We start from the raw sequence: 24,105 nt of genomic DNA on the forward strand, positions 1-24,105 counted from the left end.
TGCCGCGCCCTCTGGGCCGCCGGAGCCCTCCGTATTCTCCGCGTCGCCCGGGTCTTCCGCGTCGTCGGCGTCCCCTGAGCACACCGCAGCGTCCACCCCGCCCGGGCCATCTGCGTTGCCAGCGCCCTTCGCGTCCTCTGCGTCGCCCACATGGTCCCGGCCGTCCACCCTGTCGGCGCCTTCCGTACCTGCCGCGCCCTCTGGGCCGCCGGAGCCCTCCGTATTCTCCGCGTCGCCCGGGTCTTCCGCGTCGTCGGCGTCCCTTGAGCACTCCGCGTCATCCGCGCCGTTCGGGCCGCCGCCCGCCCTGCCGTCGCCCTCCGCATCTGCCGTGCTCTCTGGGTCGCGGGAGCCCTCTGTACTCTCCGCGTCGCCCGGGTCTTCCGCGTCGTCGGCGTCCCCTGAGCACACCGCAGCATCCACCCCGCCCGGGCCACCTGCGTTGCCAGCGCCTTTCGCGCCCTCTGCGCCGTCCACGTGGTCCCGGCCGCCCACCCTGTCGGCACCTTCCGTACCTGCCGCGCCCTCTGGGCCGCCGGAGTCATCCGCGTACTTCGGGCCGCCCGGGCCGTCGGTGTCGTCCACATTGCCTGGGGCGATCACCGGGTATGTGCACCTGCGCGAGGTGATGGCCCGGGTGGGCTGGGGGCGGGTGTTCGTCAAGCCGGCGCATGGTTCGTCCGCCGCCGGGATCGTGGCGCTCCAGGTCCGGGGCACCCAAGTCCATGCGGTCACCTCTGTCGAGCTTGTCCGCTCCGGCTCGGGCCCGACCGCGCCTGAGATGCACAATTCATTGCGCGTGCGTACTTATACCGACGAAGCCGACGTGGCCGCCATCATCGACGCGCTCGCCCCCGACGGGCTGCATGTGGAGCGGTGGTTCCCCAAGGCGTCCATCGGCGGGCGCGTGTTCGACCTACGCGTCGTCGTGATCGGCGGGCGGCCGACGCACGCCGTCGTACGCGCCAGCCGTACCCCCATGACCAACCTGCACCTGGGCGGCACCCGCGGTGACCTCGAACAGGTCAGGGCCCGGCTCGGCCCCGCCGGATGGGAGCGGGCCATGCGGACATGCGCGAGCGCCGCGGCCTGCTTCCCCCACTCCGTCATGGTCGGCGTCGATCTCATGGTCGGCATCGACTGGCGTCGGTTCGCGGTGGCCGAGGTCAACGCGTTCGGCGACCTGCTGCCCCGGCTCACCGGCCTGCCCGACGGCGGCGCCCCCGGCCTGGACTGCTACGCCGCCCAGGTGGCCCACCTCCTCGCGGCCCGGGACGCGGCGTGAGGGACATGCGCGCGATCGTCGGCACGCACGACGTACTCCTGGTGACCCTCGACACCCTGCGCTACGACGTCGCCGCCGAGCTGCTGGCCGCAGGCAGGCTGCCCACGCTCGCGCGCGCCCTGCCGGGCCGCGCGTGGGAGCGCCGGCACGCGCCGGGCAGCTTCACCTATGCCGCGCACGCCGCGATCCTGGCCGGTTTCCTGCCCACCCCCGCCGCGCCCGGCCCGCACCCCCGGCTGTTCGCCGCCGCCTTCCCCGGCAGCGAGACCACCGCTCCCGGCACCTACGTCTTCGACGCCGCCGACCTCCCGAACGGGCTGGCCAAGGCGGGCTATCACACGGTGTGCGTCGGCGGTGTCGGGTTCTTCAACAAGCTGACACCGCTCGGGGCCGCGCTGCCGTCGTTGTTCGCCGAGTCGCACTGGCGTCCGGAGTTCGGGGTCACCTCGCCGGTCTCCTTCGAGGAGCAGATCGCGTGCGCCGAGGTGGCGGTACGCGACCGCGCCGAGCCGGTGTTCCTGTTCGTCAACGTGTCCGCCCTGCACCAGCCGAACCACTTCTACCTGCCCAGCGCGACCGGCGACTCGCCCGCGACGCACGCCGCCGCGCTCGAATACGTCGACCGGCACATCGGGCGGCTGTTCGCGCTGATGTCCGCGCGGCGGCCGTGTCTGGCCATCGTGTGCTCCGACCACGGCACCGCGTACGGCGAAGACGGATATGTCGGTCATCGCATCGGTCACGAGGTGGTTTGGACGGTTCCCTACTCCGAGTTCGTGCTCCAGCCGGGGGAATGGCCATGAGGCCCTACGAAGCCTACGTCTACGCCTATCCGCACAAGACCGCCTATCGCGAGCTCGACCCGAGGCCCCCGCTCGCCGACGTCTGGGCCGCCGAGCCCACCGACGCGCTCTTCCTCTACCTGCACGTGCCTTTCTGCGAGATGCGCTGCGGCTTCTGCAACCTGTTCACCCGGACCGGCGCTCCTGCCGAGCTGGTGTCCGCGTACCTCGACGCACTCGGCCGCCAGGCGCAAGCCGTACGACAGGCGCTGCCGGACGACGCGCGGTTCGCCACCACCGCGATCGGCGGCGGTACGCCGACCTACCTGGAGGCGGCCGAGCTGGCCCGGCTGCTCGACCTGGCCGAGCAGGTCATGGGGGCCGACCTCGCCGCCACCCCGCTCGGCATCGAGACCTCCCCGGCGACCGCCACCCCCGACCGGCTGACCGTACTCGCCGAGCGCGGCACCACCCGCGTCTCCATCGGAGTGCAGAGCTTCATCGACACCGAGGCCAAGGCCGCGCTGCGCCCGCAGCGCCGGGCCGAGGTCGAGACGGCGCTGGCCGCCATCCGCGACGCCGGGTTCCCCACACTCAACATCGACCTGATCTACGGCATAGCCGGGCAGACACCTGCGACCTGGCGGTACTCCCTCGACGCCGCGCTCGCCTGGCGTCCGGAGGAGATCTACCTCTATCCGCTCTACGTCCGGCCGCTCACCGGGTTGGGCCTGCTCGCCCGCGAATGGGACGACCAGCGGCTCGGCCTCTACCGCCAGGGGCGCGATCACCTGCTGGCCGCGGGGTACGAGCAGGTGTCCATGCGGATGTTCCGGCTGCCCGGCACCGGATCGGGTACCGAGTACTGCTGCCAGACCGACGGCATGGTCGGCCTCGGTTGCGGCGCCCGGTCCTACACCGCCGAGCTGCACTACTCCTTCGAGTACGCGGTGGGCGTGCGGCACGTACGCGCGATCATCGACGAGTTCGTGGGGTTGCCGGCCGCCGCCTTCGGGGTCGCCAACGTCGGCTTCGCACTCGATGACCTTGAACGCCGCCGCCGTCACCTCATCCAGTCTTTGCTCCAGGCCGACGGCCTCGACCGGGCCGCCTACCAGGCGCGTTTCGGCACCGACGTCCTTGCCGACTTCCCCTTGGGGGCGTTCGCCGACCGCGGCTGGGTGACCGACGATTCGGCCCACGTCCGGCTGACCCCCGAAGGACTGGCCCATTCCGACGCCATCGGCCCGGCCCTGTTCTCCAGCCACGTCCGCGACCTCATGGACTCCTATGCCCTCCGCTGAACCTTCCCCCGGCTCCCCATCGGCCCCCCTGTCAATCTGGGACCTCACCTCCCGCCCCCCGAACACCCCCTCGACACGCGACACCGGCTCCCCCCAACACACGGACCCGGCCGGTGACATTCCATCGTCAAGGTGCACGGATGCGCCCTCGCCCGTTGACATCCGCTCCCGACAGGCCGGGGACATGCCCATGCCCAGGCAGGCGGGCGTGCTCCCGGTAGATGAGATCCACCCGGCCCGGCACACAGCCGCGGCCGATGGCCTCCCAACGCGTGGGCCTGCGGAGACGCCTCTTGCGGGTGCCATCCACCAGCCCCGACATAGGGAAGCGGCCAGTGACATTCCGTGCGGGTGTGCGGATGTGCCCTCAGGCAGAGATCTCCGCCGGCCCTGGCATGTGGACGTAGCCGATGGCGGTCCTGTGTCCCGGCATGTGGGTACGGCCGCCGCCGGTGGTGTCCGGGTGGTGGCGGCGCAGGTCGATGGGCCCCCCAGGCCGGATGAGCTGACCCTGCTCTACCGAGGTCCGCTGGCCAGTTGCGACTATGACTGCCCCTACTGCCCGTTCGCCAAGCGGCGGGACGACCCCGGCCGGTTGCGGGCCGATCGGGTGGCGCTGGGCCGGTTCGCCGGCTGGGTCGGGGCGCAGGACTTTCCCATTTCGGTGCTGTTCACGCCGTGGGGTGAAGGGCTGGTCAGGTCGTGGTACCGCGGCGCGATGATCGAGCTGAGTCATCGGCCGCACGTACGCAGGGTGGCCATCCAGACCAACCTCAGTGGTCGGCTGCGCTGGGTCGCCGAAGCCGATCTCGACACCCTCGCCCTGTGGGCGACCTACCACCCGGGCCAGGTGACCCACGAGCGGTTCCTGGGCAAGTGCCGGGAACTGCTCGCCCACGGGGTGCGGTTCAGTGTCGGCGTGGTCGGCCTGCCCGATCACGCAGAGCCCGCCAGACGGCTGCGGGCCGAGCTGCCCGACGAGGTGTACCTGTGGATCAACGCGGCCGAAGGCCACGTCTACACCGACGAGGAGGCGGCCGGCTGGGCCGCGATCGACCCGTTGTTCGGCTACAGCCGGACACCGCACCGCAGCCTCGGGCTGCCCTGCCGTACCGGCCAGAGCGTGGTGTCGGTGGACGGCGAGGGCACGGTACGCCGGTGCCACTTCGTCGAGCGGCCGATCGGCAACCTCTACGACGGGTCGGCCCTGCGCGCGCTGCGCCCGCGCCCGTGCCCGCTGCCGGTGTGCGACTGCCACATCGGCTATGTGCACCTCGAACCGCTCGACCTCTACCGCGTCTTCGCGGGCGGGGTGCTCGAACGCATCCCCGCCGGTACGACGCATTGACCAGGGGAGAATCGATCAGGTCTGCTGCTCCGGGTCGTACTGGTCCGCGCGCAGGCCGAAGGTCCACGCGACGCCCTCCCGGGCGGTGGTGACGTAGGGCGGAACCCGCAGGAAGTAGGTGCGGCTGGTGCCGTCGGGCTCCGGCGTGGAGTTGATCACCTCGACCATCACCAGCGGCTCGTCATCGGTGAGGTGGGCCCGCCAGAGCACGCCGGTGTCGTCGCGCTGGACCAACTGCGCGTCTGACTCTCGGAGATACCGGTCGAACCCGTAGTGTTCGAGCATCACCCGGCGCAGCTCCGCATTCTCCTCCCGCCGGATACGCGGGGCCGACAGGTCGGCCATCGCCGCGCCGAACTCGGCCGGGACCGGCATGCCGTGCCAGGCGTGCAGGGCGAAGCCGTCGGGGAAGGCGAGGGCCGGCCCCACCGCCTGGTGCAGGCGGCCCAGGTCGTCGCGGTGTAGGACGGCCGGACGCTCGCACATCAGGACGACCCGCTCGAACGGCCACCACCAGCCCGCCTCCCGCGCCACCCGCAGCACCCCGCCGAGCGGGGTGAGATCCAGCTCGGTGGTGCGCGCCAGGCCGTCGAAGAACGCGAGCCAGGGGGCGTCGTGCTGACCAAGAACCGCGTCGAGGGTCGCCTGGCGCAGCAGCGGCCCGATCTCGTCTGCCCGCGCGTCGCCGCCGGAAGGGTCGGCGAGCGACCGGCTGATGCCGCCGCGGATCTCGCCGGTGAGCCGGTTGACCCGCGGCCACAGCTCGCCGCCGACGAACTCCCAGGCCGCCGCCCACCCGGCGGGCGTGAGCAGGGACAACGCCTGCGCGCGCACGCGCTCCCAGGGCTTGGTCAAGACGAGGTCGCGGACCGGCGAGCCGGGATCGAGGCGGAGCAGCGCGGGCGGGAGACCTTCCGGCGGCGGGGTGCGCCCCCGGTCGGCGGCCGAACCGGTGAGGACGATGGCGGCCACCGCGGCCTGGGCCGGCGAGGCGAACCAGATGAACCGCTCGGGCTCGGCGAGCCCGGCTTCGCGGTAGGCGGCCCGTACGCCCTCTTCGGCGGCGGGCCGATCTGCCGGGCCGGTGGCGTAGGCGACGGTGGTCCACGCGGTCACCGCGTCGGCGACGGACGCGGCCCGCGCGGGGGAGAGGGCTGGGGTGCTCATGGGTTTCCTCGGCTGTCGGCTGTGGACTTCGTGGGGAGTGAAGGAGGCGGGTCGGCCGGTCAGTCGGCGACGTAGCGGGCGTAGCTGCCCGGTACGTACTCGCGCTGCCGTACGACCAGGAACCACCCCTTGGGCAGGGAGATGGCGGCGTGCTCCTCGTGCACGAGCCGCCCGCCCTCGGGCAGGTGCAGGAACTCCGGCATGTCGGAGCCGCGCCGCGCGAGCAGCGTGCCCGCCCCCGGCACGGCGTGCGCGTGGCCGGTCGCCTCGCCGAGCGCCAGCACCAGCCGGCCCCGCTCATCGCGCGGCGCGGCCACCAGCCGCTCGGGCACGGCCTCGGCGGCGACCGGCATGAGCAGAATGTCTCCTTGACGGAACACTGGAACCTCCGCGTCTTTTCTGGCCTCGCTCAAAGCCTCGATGAAAAGGTAGAAGACGCGACCGACAATTCCGCCGAGGGCGGCTCAGCCCAGCTCAGCCCCGGCTCAGCCCAGCTCAGCCCCAGAGGAGGAGCAGGGCGCTGAGCGCGAGGGTGAGCGCCACGAAACCCGGAGTCCTCGGGGCGCGCGCCGCCTCCCGGCGCGCGGAGACCACCAGCGTGACGCCCAGGGCCAGGGCCGTCACCAGGTGCAGGCCGTACCACACCACGGCGGGAACCCGGCCCAGCACGGTGCCGGAGAGCAGGTCGTCGGCGGACCCGAAGCCGGCGAGCGCGCCGGCCAGGCACAGCCCGAGGCCGAGCACCGCGGGCGCGTACCGCAGACGGCCCAGCAGCGCCCAGACCACCGTCCCCAGCGCGAGCAGGACGGTGGCGTTGAAGTGCAGCCTCCGGACGAACAGGCCGCCCGGCACGTCGAAGCCGAGGCTCAGGATCGACGCGTACGCGCCGCTCATCTCAACGCCCCGCAGCGGCTCATATTCGCCCGTGTAGACCACCGTCCCGCCGCCGGGGGAGTAGTGGAAGGCGAGGAAGGCGCCGCTGAGCAGAAGCACCACGAGGAAATAGACAAGCATTTCGCCGACCAATTGCCTCGCGCGCTCCATGCCGGATATCTCACCATGAATGATCAACCGGCCGGGACGTGAACGCCAGTCGCCGAGCGCCGCCTACGTCGCGCAGAACTCGTTGCCCTCGGGGTCGAGCATGATCCACCAGTGCCCGGCAGGCCCCTGGTCGACCTCGCGGACGCGGGTCGCCCCCAGCCCCTCCAGCCGGTTCACCAGCTTGTCGAGCCCACCGGGCTCGCCGTGGACGTCGATGTGCAGCCGGTTCTTGCCGGACTTGCCCTCGGGCACCTCCTGGAAGAGCAGCCGCCGCCCCCGGCCGACGCCGCTGACCGCGTCGAACGGGTCATCGGGATGACGGACCGCAGCGTACCCGCGGAAGATCTTGCGGCCACGATGCTCGACGATCGCCTCCTCACCGATCCGGCCCGCGCCCTGCAACTGCTCGATGAGCGCGCTAGGGTCCTCCACCTCGTATTCCAGCGCCGCCGCCCAGAAGTCCGCGAGCGTGGCCGCATCTCTGCTGTCGATCACAAGTTTCCAGCTCAGTGCCATGTAACCAGTTATAGGGGTTACAGAGCCCAGTCCGCAACCACTTGCCTACTCTGTACCCACTCATCCCCTAAAAGGGGTATTACATACTCTTTGCCGTGCCTTGGGGTGATTGTCTTGTTGGCCGCCATGCGCGCGCGTACCGTCCGCGATGTGAACCCTGCACAACCCGGCGACGATCCCGATCGCCACTCCCTCCTCGACGAGCTCGAACAACCCTGTGCCACCTGCGGAGGCACCGGAAGCCGCGTCGATCCCGCCTGGGAGCCCTGGCGAACCCGCCTCCAGGAGCTCGCCGACGCCGCCCGCCGCGCCCGGCAGGAGGGGGGACTTCCCCCGGACACCCCGGTCACCGGCCTGGGCGAGGTGATCGACATTCAGGGCGAGCCAGGTCAGCACCATCCCATCGACATTCCGCCGGCGGTGGCGGAGGCCGAACGGGCGATCGACGACCACATGGACGCCCGCCCGCTCAGCTACCAGCAGGAGATCTGCGCCCTGTGCCGAGGGGCGGGGCAGGTCCTCACCGACACCGGCAACCAGTTCATCGACTTGCTGGAACGGTACGGTTTCGTCCGTACGCACCCACCCGCGCCCGGCCCCCATCGCTGACCCACCTGGCTACCGGACCACCTGATACGTCACATGGGTGACCAGGTCCGTGCCCCAAGGGTCACCGACCGGCCGCAGCTCGATCTCCCCAACGCCGTCGAAGAGCCGTTCGCCGCGGCCCAGGATCACGGGCGCGATGTGCAGGCGCAGCTCGTCGATCAGCCCCGCCGCCACGTACTGGTTCACCGTCGCGGCGCCCCCGGCGATGGCGACGTCCCGGTCGCCCGCGGCCTCGCGCGCCTGCGCCAGGGCCGCCTCGATCCCCTCGGTGACGAAGCCGAACGTCGTACCGCCCTTCATTTCCAGCGGCTCGCGCGCGTGGTGGGTGAGGACGAACACCGGCGCGTGGTACGGCGGCTCCTCGCCCCACCAGCCCGTCCACTCCAGGTCCCAGGCGCCCCGGCCCGGCCCGAACATGTTGCGGCCCATGATGAACGCCCCGGCCGCGGTGATGTCGTCGAGCACTTCGGAGTGCCGCTCAGCCTCCTCGAACATCCACCTGTGCAGGCGCTGCCCCACGCCCTCACCGAACGGTTCTTCCAGGCTCTGGTTCAGGCCCGTCACGTAACCGTCGAGCGACATCGCCATGTCACACTTGACCTTGCTCATCTCTCGCTGCCTCCTGGCTCCGCGGCACCCCTCCGGCGCCGCCTTCACGAGGAGGTCGGAGCCACCCGCCCCGCCTCTACACGCCGCCCCGAACTTTCTCCGCGAGCCCGGCGACGAGGGCCGTGCCCGCGAGAGCCGCGGCACCCCACAGCGGCGCGGTGATCCCGGCCGCCTCCACCACGACGCCGCCGAGGTAGGCGCCCAGCGCGATGGCGGCGGTGAAGACGCCCATGTACAGCCCGGTCACCTGCTCGACGCGGTCCGGCGCCGACCGGGCCATCCGGGACCTGACCGGCCACCGACAGACCGCCGTACGCCACTCCCCACAGCGCGACCCCGGCCCCGGCCGCCCCGGCCACGCCGCCCGGCAGCATCTCCGACGTCACGACCACGAACGTGCTCAACGACAACACCGCGACCGCCACCCACTGCCACCAGGTCGTACGGCCTGCGGTCCCGGCAGCCGAGGGCCGAACCGGCGCCGACCAGGACGTCGCCACCTCCCCATCGACGGCTCCCCGCCCCGTCCCAACTCGCCTTCATCTGCACACCACCCACCCCCCAACTGACCACCCTCGCCGACCTCCTCCAAGAGGAGTTCACACTCCCTGCGATAAGGGTCGTTGAGGACGCCCCCCAATAATCCCTATTTGCCGACATGTGGCGAAATAGCCCCGCTGAACCTAGTTTGGATGGGCTCTAGATCACATTTTCGCTGATCATCTGTGCAATGGCTGGTGGGCCGATGGTGCCGGCAAATGCCTGCGGTCGCCGCCGCCACCGCCGACGGCATAGCGGCGACGGATGACGAAGTGCCCTATCGGGTCGACGGTTTCATTTATCGCCAGGAGTCCCGGCCACGCTGGGCGGACGTCACGGTTCCGTGTGAAGGTAGCCTGAAGACCCTTCGCCCGAGTCTCGCCGGAGGTGTTCCAAGAGGCCGTCTCCAGGGAGAGGTGCGCGGGCCGATTCTCTGACATGTCGGGCCAATCCAGAATGGCAACCATGAATCACCTCCAATTTGGTGGAAACCTGGCTGGGGTTCCAGGTCGTTGGAGGTGGATATTCGTGAATGCCGTCCGGCAGTCGCCTGGGGCTGGCAGAATCTGTTGTGGGGGATCAACCATGCGGGCCTGCCTTTCACTCGCTGGCGGCAGGCCCGCTTCAATCCCGTGGCTGAGAAATCGGTCAGCGGTGGTCGTTTTCCTTCAGTTCGATGACCCAGGCGCGGCGTTCGGCGATCTTGGCGTTGCGCATGATGAAGACCTCGGCCATGGACATGCGCATTTCGCCGCCGGTGGTGCGGCGGACGGTGCCGGTGAGTTCGGCCATGATGACGTCGTTCTGTTCGACCATGCGGACGACCTCGAGGTGCGGGGGGTTGACGAACTCGGGCGGGCCGTCGATGGCCTTGTCGTAGGCGTCCTTGCCGCTCAGGCGAAAGGCGCCGAAGACGGTCCACTCGATGTCGTCGGTCAGGCAGGACAGGATCTGGGCGTGATCGTTCTTGCGGAAGCCGTCCAGGTACCTGTTGACGGTCTCGATGTTGCGGGACATGTCCCGTTCCTTCCCGTGGGTGGTCGTTTCACCAGCAGGTCGGAACGGCGGGCGGGTTCTCGACATCACTCCTTGACATTGAGCCGGCCGGTGGCGATCAGTTCTTCCACGGCGTCGCGGACGGCCTCCAGGGAGGTGTGGCGGGGGTGGTGGCCGAGCAGGCGGGATGCCTTGTCCATGCCGCAGTGCGGGCTGTGGACCAGGTGGTCGTAGGTGATCTCGGCGTCCCGTTCGGAGACGGTGTGCCGCCATTGGTCCCAGGGCAGGTACGTCAGGCGCGGCTCGTGGCCGAACCAGCCGGAGACGGCCTCGGCGTAGCCGCGCAGGGTCAGGGCGGTGGGGGCGACGGAGTGGAAGCTTTCGCCGACCGCGTTGGCGGGGGTGGCGAGGGCGTCCATGAACAGGCGTGCCACGTCGTCGGCGTGGACGTGTTGCAGGGTCTCCATGCCCAGGTTGGGCAGGGTCACCTCCGTGCCGTCGGCGAGCGCCTGGAAGACGGCGAGGTCGAGGTTGCCCGCCGGGTTGATCGGCACCCAGCCGCGTCCGGTGATGTGGCCGGGGTGGACGATCGTGGCCGGGAAGCCTTCGCGGTGGGCCTGGTCGAGCAGGTACGCCTCGATGGCGGCCTTCGCCCTGCCGTACTCGCCGATCGGCCGCCGCGGTGAGTCTTCCGTGGTGGGCAGGCGCATGCTGGGGCCGTGTACCCAGATCGTGCCGCAGTGCAGGAAATGCCGCACCTTGCCGGACAGCGCCGCCACCATCTGCCGGGCGCTGGGCTCGTCGAAGCAGATCAGGTCGATGACCGCGTCGGGTCGCAGCGCGGCGACGCGCCGCCCGAACGAGCCGTCCGCCTCCTCCCTGACCCGGTCGGCGGTCACCGACGTGACGCGCCGCCAGGCGCCGTGCGGGCGGTACGGGGCCCGCTGCCCCCGGCTCACCGCGATCACGTCGTGGCCCGCGTCCACCAGCCGGGGGACCAGATAAGAGCCGATATGTCCGCTTGCTCCGATTACGACTACCCGCATGCGCACAGCATAAGATCCGCCAAGCATGAGATCAGCGGTGCCAGCGCGAGCAGTGCAAGCAGTACTTCCCGTGTTCATGCCGGTTGGTGTGCGTGTGGTGGCCCCGGGTGTGCCAGGTCAGGGTGAGCGATGAGTCACTGGTCAGGATCGCCGCCTCCAGGCGCCGTAGTTCCGGAGAGGGCTCCAGGCCCAGGTCGTTGCTGAGGATGTGCCACCCGTCGCGGTACACCTTCAGCGCCTCGGCCTGACGGCCGCTCTGGTACAGGGCCAGCATGAGCTGGCCGCGCAGGCGTTCGCGCAGCGGATACTCGCGTACCAGGGCGAACAGTTCGCCGATGAGGTCGTCGGGCCGGTTCAGGCGCAGGTCGGCGTCGATGCGGTCGCTCAGCGCGGCCATCCGCTCCTCATCCAGCCGGGCCGCCTGCCGCTGGAGGAACGGGATGTCCTCAAGGCCCGACAGCGCCGGTCCGCGCCACTTGCCCAGACCGGTGCGCAGCAGGTACGCGCCCTTGGTCACCTGGCCCGCCTTCAGCGCCTGACGGCCCCGCCTGACCAGTTGCTCGAACTCCCACGCGTCCACCGAACCCGGCGAGACGTGCAGGATGTAGCCGCCCGACTCGTGAGTGATCTCGACGGCCGCCTCCAGCGTGCGTCTCAGCCGGTGGAGCTGCAGGCGCAGCCGGCTTTTCGCCCGATCGCCGTTGTCGTCCGGCCACAGCGAATCGATCAGCAGGCCGCTTCGCGCGACCGTGCCGCAGTGGCAGAGCAACAGCGCCAGCAGGATCTGCTGGTTGGCGGAGCGAATCGGTAATCGGCGGTTCGCAACCAGGACTTCCAGCACGCCTAGAATTCCGAACTGCATCAGCTCCCCCTTGCGGGACAGCGGAACGTATCGCACTGATCATAGAGCCGGTATCCGCCCATGGTAACCGGCCTTTGAAATCGCTGTGAAACTCAAGTGAAACGCCCGGACTTGACACTTCCTGACGAACTCACGTTTCCCGCCCCTCACTCGGTGCTCAGGGAGTTTCGATGAACGTCTTCCGGTGTGCCCGGCGACCTTACTCGCCAAGGTTTCGGCGAGTTACCGCGCTGGTCAGTGCGATGGTGCTGTTTTCCGGTCTGGTGTCCGCCGATATCGGACCGGTCTACGCGAGCGGAGCCCACGCGCACGACGGCCACGCCCACGCCGCGCCGCTCAAGGCGCCCGTAGCGCGTCCGAAAGTGGACAGGATCGGGCCGCTCCCGGTGAAGAAGGGCAAGGTCCCGCTGTGGCGCTCGACCAAGGCCGCCACCTCCGCCCCCGCGCGCGCCGCCGCCAACGCCGGCCGGGTCGGGCTGCGCGCGCTGGTCGTCGCGCTCGACGCGACCGACTGGGGCCTCGCCACCTGGCGCAGCGCGCTCGACCGGGTCGGCGCGCAGTACGACGTCCTGCACGCCAAGACCCAGCCGCTGAACGCCGCCGACCTGCTCGGCGCCGACGGCGCGGGCAAGTACAACGCGATCCTGCTCACCAACTCCGGGCTGATGTACGTCGAGGACGACGCCTACCTCAGCGCGCTCACCACCGAGGAGTGGAACGCCCTGTGGGCCTACGAACGCGACTACGGCGTCCGCCAGGTCTCCCTCTACACCCCCTACGGCACCTTCCCCGAGGACTACTGCCTGCGTTCGGGCAGCGAGGGCGGCGTCGGTGAGACCCCGATCAGCGCCGCGCTGACCGCCGAGGGCGCCGCCGCGTTCGACCACCTCAAGCCCGGCATCGAGCTGCCGATCTCGCTCTCCTACGTCTACCGCACCGAGATCGCCGACGGCTGCGCCGCCACTCCCATCCTGACCGTCGACGACGACGTGCTCGGCGTGCGCACCACCTCGGCCGACGGCCGCGAGCGGATGGCCCTGACGTTCAGCTCCAACCAGTACCTTCCGCAGGCCGACCTGCTGACCTTCGGCCTGTTCCACTGGGCCAGCCGCGGCCTGTACCTCGGCGAGCAGCGCCACTACCTCAACACCGACATCGACGACTGGTTCAACTACACCGACCACCTGCACTCGGACGGCACGATCGAGACCGACCCGGGCTTCCGCCTGACCCGCGCCGACGCCGTCAGCACCTACGACAAGCAGAATGCCTTCCGCCAGGCCAACCCGCTGGCCGCGGACTTCACGCTGAACATCCCCTTCAACGGTGAGGACGCCGACCCGCAGGCCCCCGCCTCATGCGACGCGCCCGTCCCCGACCGCGACGCCCTGACCAGCTACTCCCGCTGCCGCGCCGACGCCTTCCGCTGGGTCAACCACACCCTCACCCACCCCAAGATGAACACCACCGACTACGCCACCAGCCGCGCCGAGATCGCCGACAACCTGACCAGGGCCACCGCCATCGGCCTGACCGTGGACCCGGCCGTGCTCAAGACCGGCGAGTACTCCGGCCTCGGCGTCTACCACCCCGACCCGAACAACGACATCGACCCGCCCACCGACCACGGCCTGGCCGCCTCCAACCCCGAACTGCTGCGCGCCGCCAAGGACGTGGGCGTCGCCTACCTGCACGGCAACATGTCCTTCCCCAGCCACGTCCCCTCCTGCTTCAACTGCGGCATCAGGCACCCGATGGAGCCGGCGCTGACGATAGTCCCGGACTGGCCGACCAACATCGCCTACCACACCACCGCCCCCGACGAGGAGACGTACTTCTACAACGCCTACTACGGCCCGAACGGCAAGTTCCCCTACTGGCCGGTGGACCAGACCTACGAGCAGATCCTCGGCCACGAGAGCGACGTGGCCATGCAGCACGTGATGTCCGGCTCGGTCTACTCGCACACCTTCCACCAGGGCAACCTGCGTGACTACGGTTCCGGCGAGAGCCTGGTCTTCGACTGGTTGCAGGCGGTGCTCGACAAGTACAACGCCTACTACAACGTGCCGCTGCTCAGCCCGGACTGGACCGCGCTGGCCCGGTACGTCGACCGCCGCACCACGCACTTCGCCGGCCTGGCCGGGGTGAGCGCCGTCTACGACGCCGCCGCGGGCACGATCACGTTCAGCTCGGCCGCGGACGCCTCCGTCTTCGCCACCAACGCCGACGCCACCGGCGCGGAGACCTACGGCAGCGACAAGGTGGCCCACCTCGCGCTCACCGCGGGGACCCCGCTCACCGTCCCCGCGAGCGTACGGCCGTGAAGGTGACGTTCGTCTCGGAAGGGACGTACCCGTACGCGATGGGCGGCGTGAGCGTCTGGATGGACCAGCTCATCCGCGGCATGCCCGACTATCGCTGGGAGGTGGTGGCGATGACCGTGGACGGCGCCGAGCGGTCCGTGTGGGAGTCGCCGCCCAACCTCGACCGGGTGGTGTCCATTCCGCTGTGGAAGCCCCGCGCCCGCCGCCGGTCCCGGTCGCCGGCGCGGGACTTCGCCGACGCCTACGGCCGGTTCCTGGAGATGGTCCTCGCGCCGGCCGTGATGGGCGAGGGCAGCGCGGAGTTCCTGGCGGTGCTCGAATCGATCTGGGAACTCGCCGGTGAGAGCGGCGACCTCGTGGCCGCCCTCACCGCCAACCCGTCGCTGACGCAGGTCATGGACGCGTGGCACGGTACCAGGACCGACGGCATCAACCTGGCCGACGCGATCAACGCCGGCCACCTGATGGGCCACATGCTGCGCCCGCTGTCCGAGCCGCCGCCGCGTACCGACCTGGTCCACGTCGCGATGAACGGCCTGAGCATGCTGGTCGCGATGGCCGCCAAGTGGCGGTACGGCACGCCGGTGGTGCTGTCCGAGCACGGCGTGTACCTGCGGGAGCGGTACCTGCAATATGTCAACGAGCCCGCATCGCACGCGGTGCGGGTGTTGTTGCTCAGCTTCTTCCGCAGGCTGGCCGGCGCGGCCTACGTGGCGGCCGACCGGATCGCGCCGCACTCGACGTACAACAAGCGCTGGCAGATCTACAACGGCGCCGACCCCGAGCGCATCCACGTCATGTACAACGGCGTCGAGCCGGACGACTTCCCGCAGGCCGAGACCGAACCGGACGAGCCGACGGTGGTCTTCATGGGCAGGATCGACCCGCTGAAGGACCTGCACACGCTGCTCCGGGCGTTCGCGCTGACCCGCGAGAAGGTGCCGGGCGCCCGGCTGCGGATATTCGGCGGCGTGCCCGAGGGCAACGAGAGCTACCACGAGAGCTGCCTGGCCCTGATCCGCGAGCTGGACCTGGAAGGCCACGCCGTCTTCGAGGGACGCGTGGCCGCCCCGATGGCCGCGTACCACGCCGGCCACGTCGTCGCGCTCACCAGCATCTCCGAGGGCTTCCCCTACACCGTGGTGGAGGCCATGGCCTGCGGAAGGCCGGTGGTGTGCACGAATGTGGGCGGCGTGGCCGAGGCGGTGGGCGATGCCGGGCTCATCGTGCCGCCCCGCGACCACGCCGCCGCCGCCGACGCCTTCGCCCGGCTGCTGCTCGACGCACCCTTGCGGGAGCGGCTGGGCGGGAACGCCCGCGCCCGCGTGATGGAGCGGTTCACCCTGCGGCAGTCGCTCGACGACTACCGCGGCGTCTATGAGGAACTGGTGCGGCCCGCGACGGCGCGGGCATGACGACGGCGGACGCGGGAGGCACGGCACCGCGGTCGATCGACGAGCTGATCGGATCGGTGGGTACGTTCATGTCCAGGGCGGTGGAGGCGCAGCAGGTGGCCGCCATCCTCGAATCGCAGGGGCTGAACGACAAGATCGCCCGCGAGCGGTACGGGCATCCGGACGTCTTCTCGCTGGCCGCCGCGGCCTACTCGCGGATCGCCGAGACCCGCGAGCCGGGCCCGGCCACGGAGGAGGTGCTGCCCAGGGCCCGCCCGGCGGCCCAGATGGTCCACGGGCTGCTCTACGCCCTGCCCGCGGTGCTGCTCCCGGCCGCGTCCGGGCTGGTGGGAGCGCGCTGGCTGATGCCGGGGATGGTCCTGACGACCGGTCTCGGCTGGATACTCAGCAGCACCGCGGCCCAGATCGCGTACTCGCTGATCGGCCGCGGCATGCCCGGCTCGGCGGGCCGGGTGCTGCGGTCCGGGCTGCTGCTGGGCGTGCTCGCGGGCGTGCTCATGTCCGCCACGCTCGCCCTGTACCGGAACGCTCCGGCGGCGCTGGTGGCGCTCGGCGCGACGCAGATGGCCTTCCAACTCTCCTCCGGCATCCTGCTGCTGTACCGGCGGGAGAAGCGGCTGGCGGTGCTGATGCTGCCCGCGGCGGCGGCGGGCGTGGTCTACATCGGCGTCGGCGAGCCGGAGGCCGCGCTGTTCGCCGTCTGTCTCGGCGTCGCCTGCGTCGCCGCCATCACCGGCGCGGCCGTACGTCTCACGCTGCGCACCACGAAGAAGGAGCCCGCGCTGCGCACCCTGCTCCGGGCCGACCTGCGCGGCCTGCTGCCGTCGTTCGTCTACAGCCTGCTCAGCGCGACCTTCCTGTTGCAGGCCGAGGCGCCCTATGTGCTGGACCGGATCGACATCGCCGTGGCGGGCGCCGGGCTGGTCCTGGGCATGGGCGTGCTGGAGTACCGGGCGCACGCCTTCGAGGACGAGGCCAGAGCCTTGATCCGGCGGGTGCGCTATCCGGCCGAGTTCATCAGGAGGGCGGCGGTGGCGCTGGCCAGGGGAGTGGTGCTGTGCCTGCTGGCACTGTCCGTGCTGGCCGTACTGCCGCTGGCCTTCCTGCACGCCACCGGCGCGCTCTCGCACGAGAGCGTGGTCATGGCCGCCGCCCACGTGACCGTCGGCGGCGCGTACTTCCTGGGCTTCCTGCTCGCGAACCAAGGCAAGGTGGTGCTCCTGTGCGTGGCGCAGGGCATGGCGCTCGCCGTTCATCCCGGTACGAGCCTGCTGCTGCCCGCGGCTCACGTGCCGCTGGCGGACGTCGGGCTGTTCCTCGGCGCGGCGGCGCTGTTCCTGCTGCTACTGCTCGTCCTCGCGGCATCCGGCCTCAGGGACGTGCACCGGTTCTGCTGATCGATACGAAGTGAGGTGCGTCATGCACGTCGTCATACTGGCCGGAGGCAAGGGAGTGCGCCTGCGGCCGTACACCTCCGCGCTGCCCAAGCCGCTGGTGCCGATCGGCGAGGAGTACGCCATCCTCGACATCATCCTGCGGCAACTGCACGCGCAGGGGTTCACCCACGCCACGCTGGCGGTCGGCCACCTGAGCCCGCTGATCAGGGCGTTCGTGGGCGACGGGTCGCGGTGGGGCCTCGCCGTGGACTTCACCGAGGAGGTCGCTCCGCTGTCCACCATCGGCCCGCTGTTCCCGATCAGGCAGCGGCTGCCCGAGCACTTCCTGGTCATGAACGGGGACGTGCTCACCACGCTCAACTACGCGGACCTGCTGTCCAGGCATGTGGCGGCCGATCTCCCGCTGACCGTGGCGACCTCCCCCCGGGTCGTGAAGATCGACTTCGGCGTGCTGGAGGCCGACGGCGGGCGCATCGTCGGGTTCAGGGAGAAGCCGCTGCTCAGCTACCTCGTCAGCATGGGCGTGTACGCCCTGTCCCGCGAGACGATCGCGCGCTACCCGGAGGGCATCTCGTTCGGCTTCGACGACCTGGTGCTCGACCTGCTCGCCCGTGCCGAGTACCCGGGGGTGTACGAGTTCGACGGCTACTGGCTGGACATCGGGCGCCCCGACGACTACGACGAGGCCAACGCCCACTTCGAGGAGTTCAAGCCGCTCCTGCTGCCCTCGGAGGCGGTGCGATGACCACCGTGCTGCTGTTCGGCGCGACCGGATTCCTCGGCCGCGAGGTGCGGTCCAGGCTCGCCGCCGACACCAGGCGGCTCCGCGTGGTGTGCCCCGGCAGGAACACCCTTGACCTGCTGCGGGCCTCGCCCGGCGAGGCGGCCGGGCTGCTCTGCGAGGTCCGCCCGGCGGCGGTGATCAACTGCGTGGGCCGGATGGGCGGCGGGTACGACGTACTGCTGCGCGGCAACGCCGGCGTCTCGGCGCTGCTGATCGAGGCCATGACGGCGGCGGAGTCCTCCGCCCGGTACGTCCGCCTCGGCTCGGCGGCCGAGTACGGCCCCGGCGTCCCCGGGACCTCCACCGGCGAGGACGCCCCGGCCCGGCCGGTGAGCGCCTACGGCGTCGGCCATCTGGCCGGGACCCTGCTGGTCGGCCAGGCGGCCCAGGAGGGCAGGGTGGACGGTGTCACGCTGCGGATCTTCAACCCGATCGGGCCCGGCACGTCCGCCGAGAACGTGCTCGGCCGGGCGCGCGAACTGATCGGGCAGGCCCTCGCCGCCCGCTCCCCGCACATCGAGCTGGGCCCGCTCGGCGCGTTCCGCGACTTCGTGGACGTCCGCGACGTCGCCGACGCCGTCGTACGCGCCGCCTTCGTGCCGGAACTGCCTGAACTGCCGGGACGGGTGCTCAACGTGGGCAGCGGCCGGTCCGTCGTGGTCCGCGAGCCGGTGCGGCTGCTGGCCGAGGCCATGGGCTACGACGGCGAGCTGCGCGAGCGCGGCACGACCTCGGCGAGGTCACCGGCCGTGGACTGGAGCAGGGCCGACATCACCAGGACCGGCCGGGTGCTCGGCTGGCGGCCCCGGCACTCGCTGGCCGAGTCGGTCAAGGCGATGGCATGAGAAGCCTGCTGGTGGCGGCGCTGCTGGCCGTGTCACCAACTGGGCTGCTCGGCTGCCCGGCGGCCGTCCCGCCCGCGCCCGGCCTGAGCGGGGTCACCTCGTTCACGTACGTCCTGGACGGCTACCCCAAGGGCCGCCTGGACGCCGTGGCCCGTGCGCCGCAGCCGCTCGCGATCATCGACCTGTCCCGCGACGGGACCACCGCGGGCTACTTCACCGCCGCCGAGATCGCGCGGGTCAAGAAGACCGGCAAGCGCGTCCTGGCCTACATGGAGATCGGCTCGATCGAGCGGTTCAGGTCCGAGTACGCCGATGACCTCACGCTCAACACCTGGACGGACTGGCCGGACGAGCGCTTCGTCCGCTACTGGAAGCCCGCCTGGTGGTCGCGCGTGATCAAGCCCCGGCTCGACCAGGCCCTCCGGGCCGGCTTCGACGGGGTGTACCTGGACACCCCGCTGGCGTACGAGGAGATCGACCTGTCGCTCGTCCCGGGCGAGACCCGGCACACCCTCGGCCGCAAGATGACCGGCCTGATCGTCAGGATCAGCCGGTACGTCAAGCAGGCCAGGCCCGGCTTCCAGGTCGTCCCGCAGAACTCGCCGGAGCTGCGCCACCACCCCGGCTACACCGCCGCCATCGACGGCATCGGCATGGAGGAGCTGTTCTACCAGGCCACCGACCGGCGCTGCACGGCGAGCTGGTGCCGGGAGAACCTCGCCGACACGCTGGCGCTGCGCCGCCAGGGCAAGGCCGTACTGGCCACCGACTACGCCACCCGGCCCGCGAACGTCCGGGCCGCCTGCGCCGGCCACCGCCGGCACGGATTCGCGGGCAACGTCACCGTGGTCGCCCTCGACCGCGTCAGTCCCCCCTGCGCATGAGACGAGCGGAGAAAGGAGCACGAGATGCCGAAGACAGTCGGCGTTGTCGGTCTGGGCTACGTTGGGCTGACGCTGACCGCGGCCCTGGCCGGCAAGGACTACCGTGTCCACGGTATGGACACCGACCCGGGCGTCGTGGCGGCGCTGTCCGCCGGGCGGGTCCACCTCTACGAACCGGGCGTCGCCGAGGCGTTCCAGCGCCACCTCGGTGAGCGGATCACCGTTTCCGGCGACCTGACCGCCGAACCCCTGGACGCCGTCGTCCTCGCCGTCTCCACGCCGGTGGACCTGTCCACGGGACGGCCCGACCTGCGCAACCTCGCCGCCGCCGCCGAGCACGTCGCGGCCAGGTGCGGCCCGGAGACGCTGGTCGTGGTCCGCAGCACGGTACCGGTCGGGACCAGCCGTGAGGTCGTGCTCGACGTACTGGCCGCGCGGTGGGGCCGGGTACGGCTGGTCATGGCCCCCGAGCGGACGATCCAGGGGCAGGCGCTGCGCGAGCTGGTCGCGCTGCCCCAGGTGATCGGCGGCCTGGACGAGGAGAGCCTGCGGGCGGGCATCGACCTGTTCCAGGGGCTCGCCGAGCGGATCGTGCCCGTCTCCAGCCTCGAAGCCGCCGAGCTGGTCAAACTCTCCAACAACTGCCACACCGACCTGATCTACGCCTTCGGCAACGAGGTGGCGCTGATCGCCGAGCAGCACGGACTGGACCCGCTGGAGGTCATCAAGGCGGCCAACGTCGGCTATCCGCGGCCCGACCTGTCCAAACCGGGGTTCGTCGGCGGCGGATGCCTGTCCAAGGACCCGTACCTGATGATGGCCAGCACCCGGCCGGAACGGCGGCCGTACCTGGTGGGCGGGGCCCGGGCGCTCAACGAGCGCCTGCCGGGGCACGTCGCCGAGCGGCTGGTCAAGCTGATCGGCCAGGCATTCGGGACGACGGCGGGGATCACCCTGTCCGTGCTCGGCTGGGCCTACAAGGGCTGGCCCGCCACCGACGACATGCGCGGCACGCCGATCGCCGACATGATGCCGGTCTTCACCGCCGCGGGCATGCGGGTGCTCGGACACGACCCGCTGGTCGCCGACGAGGTCATCCGCCGCTACGGCGGCGAGCCGGTCAGCCTGGACAAGGCGTTCGCCGCGGCCGACGCGATGATCATCATCAACGACCACCCCGACTACCGGGACCTCGCCGTCGATCTGCGGCTGGCCGACTCCGAGCTGCGAGTGATCTTCGACGCCTGGCGGGTGCTCGACGAGGCGTCCGTGACCAGGTACGGCGTGCGGTACGCCGGCATCGGGTACGTCGCCGGGGAGGCCGCCTTATGAAGGTCCTGGTTCTGGGCGGCGCCGGTTTCATCGGCCTGCACCTGACCCGCAGGCTGGTGGACGCCGGGCACGACGTCACCGTCGTGGACGACTTCTCCCGCGGCGCGAGGGACACGGCGCTGGCCGAACTGGCCGGGCGGATCGACCTGCGCTCGGCCGACCTCACCGATCCGGCGGCCTACGCCGCCATCGAACGCGGCTGGGACCAGATCCACATGCTGGCCGCGGTCGTCGGGGTGCGCAACGTGGTGTCCGAGCCGACTCGCGTCATCAGGGTCAACACCCTGGCCCTTCTCAATCTGCTGGAGTGGATCGGCGCGGGCGAGCGGCTGTTCTTCGCCTCCACCAGCGAGGTGTACGCGGGGGGCGTGAGCGCGGGCGTGGTCCCGGTGCCCACGCCGGAGACCGTGCCGCTGATGATCGAGGACGTGGCGGCGGCGCGGTTCACGTACGCCATGAGCAAGATGCTCGGCGAGGCGGCGGTACTGCACGCCGCGCGGGCCAAGGGCTTTTCTGCCGTGGTGGGCCGGTTCCACAACGTCTACGGGCCGCGGATGGGGGCCGACCACGTCATCCCCGAACTGTCCCTGCGCGCGGCACGCGGTGAGGACCCCTTCCTGCTGTACGGGGCCGACCAGAGCCGGGCCTTCTGCTACGTGGACGACGCCGTCGAGGCGGTACTGCGGCTCATGGACGCCCCCCAGGCCGCCGGGCAGATCGTGCACATCGGCAACGACGCCGAGACCAACATCGGTGACCTGGCCAAACTGGTGCTCAGGATCGCCGGGCACACCCCCGTCATGCGGCAGGTACCGGCCCCGCCGGGCTCGGTCGCGCGCCGCTGCCCCGACCTGTCGCGGCTGCGCGCGCTCACCGGCCACGAGCCGCGGGTCTCCCTGGAGGAAGGCGTACGCCGGACCTTCGCCTGGTACCGGGAGGCGTGATGTTGCCCATCGCGTTCTACTACGGGGCGGGGGAACTGGACCGGCTCTCCCGCTTCGGCAAGGTCGTCCTCCAGGCCGACTTCTACACCGAGGTGGAGCTGAGCCTGCTCAAGGCGCGCGGCGTCCAGACGCTGGGGTACCTGTCCCTGTCGGAGGACGTCGGGCCGCCCGCCCCCTGGCAGCGCCCCGAGCGCAACCCCGACTGGGGCGGCGCGTTCGTCCACGTCGGAGATCCGCGATGGGTTGCGCATGTGGTGGCCCAGGCGCGCAGGGCCATGGCGCGAGGGTTCGGCGGGCTGTTCCTGGACACGCTCAACCTGGAACAGACCTATCCGGAGGACCTGCCGCACCTGCTGACCCTGATCGCGGCCGTCAAGGAGGAGGCCGGGCCCGACTACCTGCTGGCCAACCGGGGCTTCGGGCTGCTGCCCGAGCTGGCGGACCTGGTGGACGGGATCTTGTTCGAGTCCTTCTCGGCCCGCTGGGTGAACACCGACGGGTACGCGCGCTGGCCGGACGACGTGCTCGAAGTACACGCCTCGGTGGCCGAACGGCTGCTCGGGCTGGACGTGGACCTGTACGCCCTGGACTACGCCGACAGCGACGAACTGGCGGACTTCGCCCGGCGGCGGGCGGGGGAGTACGGGATGTTGTGCTTCGTCAGTGACCGGGTGCTGTCCCGGATCTGACGCGGGCGCCGCCCCGATGGGGGCGGCGCCCGCGGAAATCGTCCCCGGTGTCGTCGTAGTTGCCACTGGCGTCGGTGTACCAGAAGTCCATAACCGGCGGGATATGGCTGTTTCAGCGGTTCATTCGCAGGCTGTGCACCGGGTGCGGGCCGTTGGTCTCCAGCCGGTACTCCTCGCCGGACTTGTGGACGTTGTCCTCGATCACCCGCTCGCTGGGCGCGCGCTCCCCGCCCATGATCTGCTCCTGCATCTTCTCGAACCGCTCGTGCGCCTCCTGCACGTACCCGGTGCCGAGCGTGGTGTAGTCGATCTGCGTGGCGATCAGCTCGCGAATGTAGTCCTTGTTCGGCTCGAAGGTGACCGGCTTGGGGAGTTCGGGGGCGAGGACCTGTTCCGGGTCGCGGCCGTCGTGCCGCTTGAACAGTTCCGCCGCCAGGCGCAGGTGCTCCAGTTCCATGTTCAGGTGGAGTTCCCAGATGGCCTGCACCCTCGGGTCGGATTCGGTCTCCATGAACGAGTGGTAGAGGTAGCACTCGTTGTATTCGTGGTTGAGCAGCATCTCCCACCAGGTCTCGCCCGGGTCCACCAGTGATTCGTAGTGGGTGACGTGCTCTTCTTCGATCAGCCCGATCTCCTGGTAGAGCTGGCGGGCGATCGGTTCCATGTAGAGCGGGCCGACGTTCATATAGAAGTTCATGGTCTGCTGCTCGGCGGCCATGATGGTCAGCGCGTGCAGCTTGGAGACCGGGGCCGCGGCGGTCTTGTCGTACGGCTCGCGGATGTTGTCCACGGGGTCGCGGTGGTGCAGGTACGTCGGGCGGCCGGGCATGACCTCGGTCAGCGCGTCCACGATCTTCTCGGCCTTGCGGTGCTCGATCATCTCGTAGAGGTTGGCGTACCGGTACAGGTGGTCGAAGTCCTCCAGCACGCCGAACTGGTAGGCCTGTTTGAGGTATTCGTCCGGTTCCATCCGGGCCACCCAGGCGGTCAGGTCCACCGCGACCTGCTCGTAGGCGAGCGTGGTCTCCAGTACCGAGGCCAGGCCGGGCAGCAGCCAGTTGACCGCCTTCTGCTGCTGGGCCTCGATGTAGCGGACCCGGGCCAGGTGTCGTTTGATGTCGATGTCTGGGCAGTGCCTGGCCAGTTGGTGGCTGAACAGGATGGCCTCCACCTCGATGCCGTTCATGGTGATGATCCGGCACCGGGTGTAGGGGTCGGAATGGTCGGGATCGATGGGGGCCACATCGAGTTCCCGCCAGTTGCGGACCTGCCGGTCCAGCGGGATTCCGCGTTCGCGCAATGGGTTGAAGGACATCCGTGCCTCACTCTCTCGGCTTTCGGGCCCTCGACGGCGGCAGGAGCCCATCGCGCGGCCTACCC

Annotated in this window: 24 protein-coding genes and 1 pseudogene; 14 read left to right on the forward strand and 11 right to left on the reverse strand. The window is 70.5% G+C overall.

Annotated features, from left to right (window positions below; translation table 11 throughout):
* A pseudogene (locus tag ACH34R_RS34425) lies at positions 1-585 on the reverse strand (hypothetical protein); the annotation flags it as partial.
* 25 nt (positions 586-610) lie between these two features.
* Here ACH34R_RS34425 and ACH34R_RS34430 point away from each other — a divergent pair.
* The 4 genes from ACH34R_RS34430 (at position 611) to ACH34R_RS34445 (ending at position 4,719) form a co-directional block, all read left to right on the forward strand.
* Positions 611-1,285 carry an STM4014 family protein gene (locus ACH34R_RS34430; protein WP_397565737.1) on the forward strand — a complete coding sequence of 225 codons (675 nt, stop codon included), beginning with the start codon at positions 611-613 and terminating at the stop codon, positions 1,283-1,285.
* A gap of 5 nt (positions 1,286-1,290) precedes the next feature.
* The gene (locus tag ACH34R_RS34435; RefSeq protein WP_397565738.1) at positions 1,291-2,088 is read left to right on the forward strand and encodes an STM4013/SEN3800 family hydrolase; all 798 of its coding nucleotides are present in this window, start codon (positions 1,291-1,293) and stop codon (positions 2,086-2,088) included.
* A complete protein-coding gene (locus ACH34R_RS34440; protein WP_397565739.1) occupies positions 2,085-3,371 on the forward strand; it encodes an STM4012 family radical SAM protein in 1,287 nt (428 codons plus the stop codon). Before ACH34R_RS34435 ends, ACH34R_RS34440 begins: the two co-directional genes overlap by 4 nt.
* Before the next feature lie 463 nt (positions 3,372-3,834).
* Positions 3,835-4,719 (forward strand): STM4011 family radical SAM protein, encoded by an 885-nt coding sequence (locus ACH34R_RS34445; RefSeq protein ID WP_397565888.1) that lies wholly within the window; start codon positions 3,835-3,837, stop codon positions 4,717-4,719.
* Between the two features lie 15 nt (positions 4,720-4,734).
* Here ACH34R_RS34445 and ACH34R_RS34450 read toward each other — a convergent pair whose 3' ends face one another.
* The 4 genes from ACH34R_RS34450 to ACH34R_RS34465 form a co-directional block, all read right to left on the reverse strand.
* Positions 4,735-5,886, reverse strand: coding sequence for a DUF6745 domain-containing protein (locus ACH34R_RS34450; protein WP_397565740.1), 1,152 nt, complete (start codon positions 5,884-5,886; stop codon positions 4,735-4,737).
* A gap of 59 nt (positions 5,887-5,945) precedes the next feature.
* Positions 5,946-6,239, reverse strand: a complete 294-nt coding sequence (locus tag ACH34R_RS34455) for a hypothetical protein (protein WP_397565741.1) — start codon at positions 6,237-6,239, stop codon at positions 5,946-5,948.
* Between the two features lie 142 nt (positions 6,240-6,381).
* Positions 6,382-6,900 carry a hypothetical protein gene (locus ACH34R_RS34460; protein ID WP_397565742.1) on the reverse strand — a complete coding sequence of 173 codons (519 nt, stop codon included), beginning with the start codon at positions 6,898-6,900 and terminating at the stop codon, positions 6,382-6,384.
* A 93-nt stretch (positions 6,901-6,993) separates the two neighbouring features.
* Positions 6,994-7,446, reverse strand: coding sequence for a VOC family protein (locus ACH34R_RS34465; protein ID WP_397565743.1), 453 nt, complete (start codon positions 7,444-7,446; stop codon positions 6,994-6,996).
* A 150-nt stretch (positions 7,447-7,596) separates the two neighbouring features.
* On the opposite strand from ACH34R_RS34465, the gene ACH34R_RS34470 reads away from it, so the two are divergent.
* Positions 7,597-8,055 (forward strand): hypothetical protein, encoded by a 459-nt coding sequence (locus tag ACH34R_RS34470; protein ID WP_397565744.1) that lies wholly within the window; start codon positions 7,597-7,599, stop codon positions 8,053-8,055.
* A 9-nt stretch (positions 8,056-8,064) separates the two neighbouring features.
* Here the strand turns inward: ACH34R_RS34470 and ACH34R_RS34475 are convergent, their stop codons facing one another.
* The 5 genes from ACH34R_RS34475 to ACH34R_RS34495 all read right to left on the reverse strand — a co-directional run bounded on the left by ACH34R_RS34475 (position 8,065) and on the right by ACH34R_RS34495 (position 12,108).
* The gene (locus ACH34R_RS34475; RefSeq protein WP_397565745.1) at positions 8,065-8,664 is read right to left on the reverse strand and encodes a dihydrofolate reductase family protein; all 600 of its coding nucleotides are present in this window, start codon (positions 8,662-8,664) and stop codon (positions 8,065-8,067) included.
* 76 nt (positions 8,665-8,740) lie between these two features.
* Complete coding sequence (locus tag ACH34R_RS34480) at positions 8,741-8,944, reverse strand: hypothetical protein (protein WP_397565746.1); 204 nt, start codon at positions 8,942-8,944, stop codon at positions 8,741-8,743.
* A 908-nt stretch (positions 8,945-9,852) separates the two neighbouring features.
* The gene (locus tag ACH34R_RS34485; RefSeq protein ID WP_397565747.1) at positions 9,853-10,221 is read right to left on the reverse strand and encodes a nuclear transport factor 2 family protein; all 369 of its coding nucleotides are present in this window, start codon (positions 10,219-10,221) and stop codon (positions 9,853-9,855) included.
* A gap of 65 nt (positions 10,222-10,286) precedes the next feature.
* A complete protein-coding gene (locus ACH34R_RS34490; protein WP_397565748.1) occupies positions 10,287-11,246 on the reverse strand; it encodes an NAD-dependent epimerase/dehydratase family protein in 960 nt (319 codons plus the stop codon).
* Positions 11,247-11,277: 31 nt separating this feature from the next.
* Positions 11,278-12,108 carry a BTAD domain-containing putative transcriptional regulator gene (locus ACH34R_RS34495; protein ID WP_397565749.1) on the reverse strand — a complete coding sequence of 277 codons (831 nt, stop codon included), beginning with the start codon at positions 12,106-12,108 and terminating at the stop codon, positions 11,278-11,280.
* A 362-nt stretch (positions 12,109-12,470) separates the two neighbouring features.
* Here ACH34R_RS34495 and ACH34R_RS34500 point away from each other — a divergent pair, with 362 nt between their 5' ends.
* From ACH34R_RS34500 to ACH34R_RS34540, 9 genes are read left to right on the forward strand one after another with little or no spacing between them, the layout of a single operon-like run.
* Positions 12,471-14,435, forward strand: coding sequence for a hypothetical protein (locus ACH34R_RS34500; RefSeq protein WP_397565750.1), 1,965 nt, complete (start codon positions 12,471-12,473; stop codon positions 14,433-14,435).
* Positions 14,432-15,850, forward strand: a complete 1,419-nt coding sequence (pelF, locus tag ACH34R_RS34505) for a GT4 family glycosyltransferase PelF (RefSeq protein ID WP_397565751.1) — start codon at positions 14,432-14,434, stop codon at positions 15,848-15,850. Before ACH34R_RS34500 ends, pelF begins: the two co-directional genes overlap by 4 nt.
* Positions 15,847-17,247 carry a hypothetical protein gene (locus tag ACH34R_RS34510; protein WP_397565752.1) on the forward strand — a complete coding sequence of 467 codons (1,401 nt, stop codon included), beginning with the start codon at positions 15,847-15,849 and terminating at the stop codon, positions 17,245-17,247. The genes pelF and ACH34R_RS34510 overlap by 4 nt, the downstream gene beginning before the upstream one ends.
* 22 nt (positions 17,248-17,269) lie before the next feature.
* Positions 17,270-17,992 (forward strand): sugar phosphate nucleotidyltransferase, encoded by a 723-nt coding sequence (locus ACH34R_RS34515; RefSeq protein ID WP_397565753.1) that lies wholly within the window; start codon positions 17,270-17,272, stop codon positions 17,990-17,992.
* A complete protein-coding gene (locus ACH34R_RS34520) occupies positions 17,989-18,876 on the forward strand; it encodes an NAD-dependent epimerase/dehydratase family protein (RefSeq protein WP_397565754.1) in 888 nt (295 codons plus the stop codon). The genes ACH34R_RS34515 and ACH34R_RS34520 overlap by 4 nt, the downstream gene beginning before the upstream one ends.
* Positions 18,873-19,760, forward strand: a complete 888-nt coding sequence (locus ACH34R_RS34525) for an endo alpha-1,4 polygalactosaminidase (RefSeq protein WP_397565755.1) — start codon at positions 18,873-18,875, stop codon at positions 19,758-19,760. The genes ACH34R_RS34520 and ACH34R_RS34525 overlap by 4 nt, the downstream gene beginning before the upstream one ends.
* A 24-nt stretch (positions 19,761-19,784) precedes the next feature.
* A complete protein-coding gene (locus ACH34R_RS34530) occupies positions 19,785-21,092 on the forward strand; it encodes a nucleotide sugar dehydrogenase (RefSeq protein ID WP_397565756.1) in 1,308 nt (435 codons plus the stop codon).
* Positions 21,089-22,036, forward strand: coding sequence for an NAD-dependent epimerase/dehydratase family protein (locus tag ACH34R_RS34535; protein ID WP_397565757.1), 948 nt, complete (start codon positions 21,089-21,091; stop codon positions 22,034-22,036). Before ACH34R_RS34530 ends, ACH34R_RS34535 begins: the two co-directional genes overlap by 4 nt.
* A complete protein-coding gene (locus ACH34R_RS34540) occupies positions 22,036-22,725 on the forward strand; it encodes a hypothetical protein (RefSeq protein ID WP_111168581.1) in 690 nt (229 codons plus the stop codon). The genes ACH34R_RS34535 and ACH34R_RS34540 overlap by 1 nt, the downstream gene beginning before the upstream one ends.
* A 112-nt stretch (positions 22,726-22,837) precedes the next feature.
* Here the strand turns inward: ACH34R_RS34540 and ACH34R_RS34545 are convergent, their stop codons facing one another.
* Positions 22,838-24,040, reverse strand: a complete 1,203-nt coding sequence (locus ACH34R_RS34545) for a hypothetical protein (RefSeq protein ID WP_397565758.1) — start codon at positions 24,038-24,040, stop codon at positions 22,838-22,840.
* Positions 24,041-24,105: the final 65 nt, after the last annotated feature.

The organism is Spongiactinospora sp. 9N601, assembly GCF_044326295.1.
Lineage (GTDB): Bacteria > Actinomycetota > Actinomycetes > Streptosporangiales > Streptosporangiaceae > Spongiactinospora > Spongiactinospora gelatinilytica.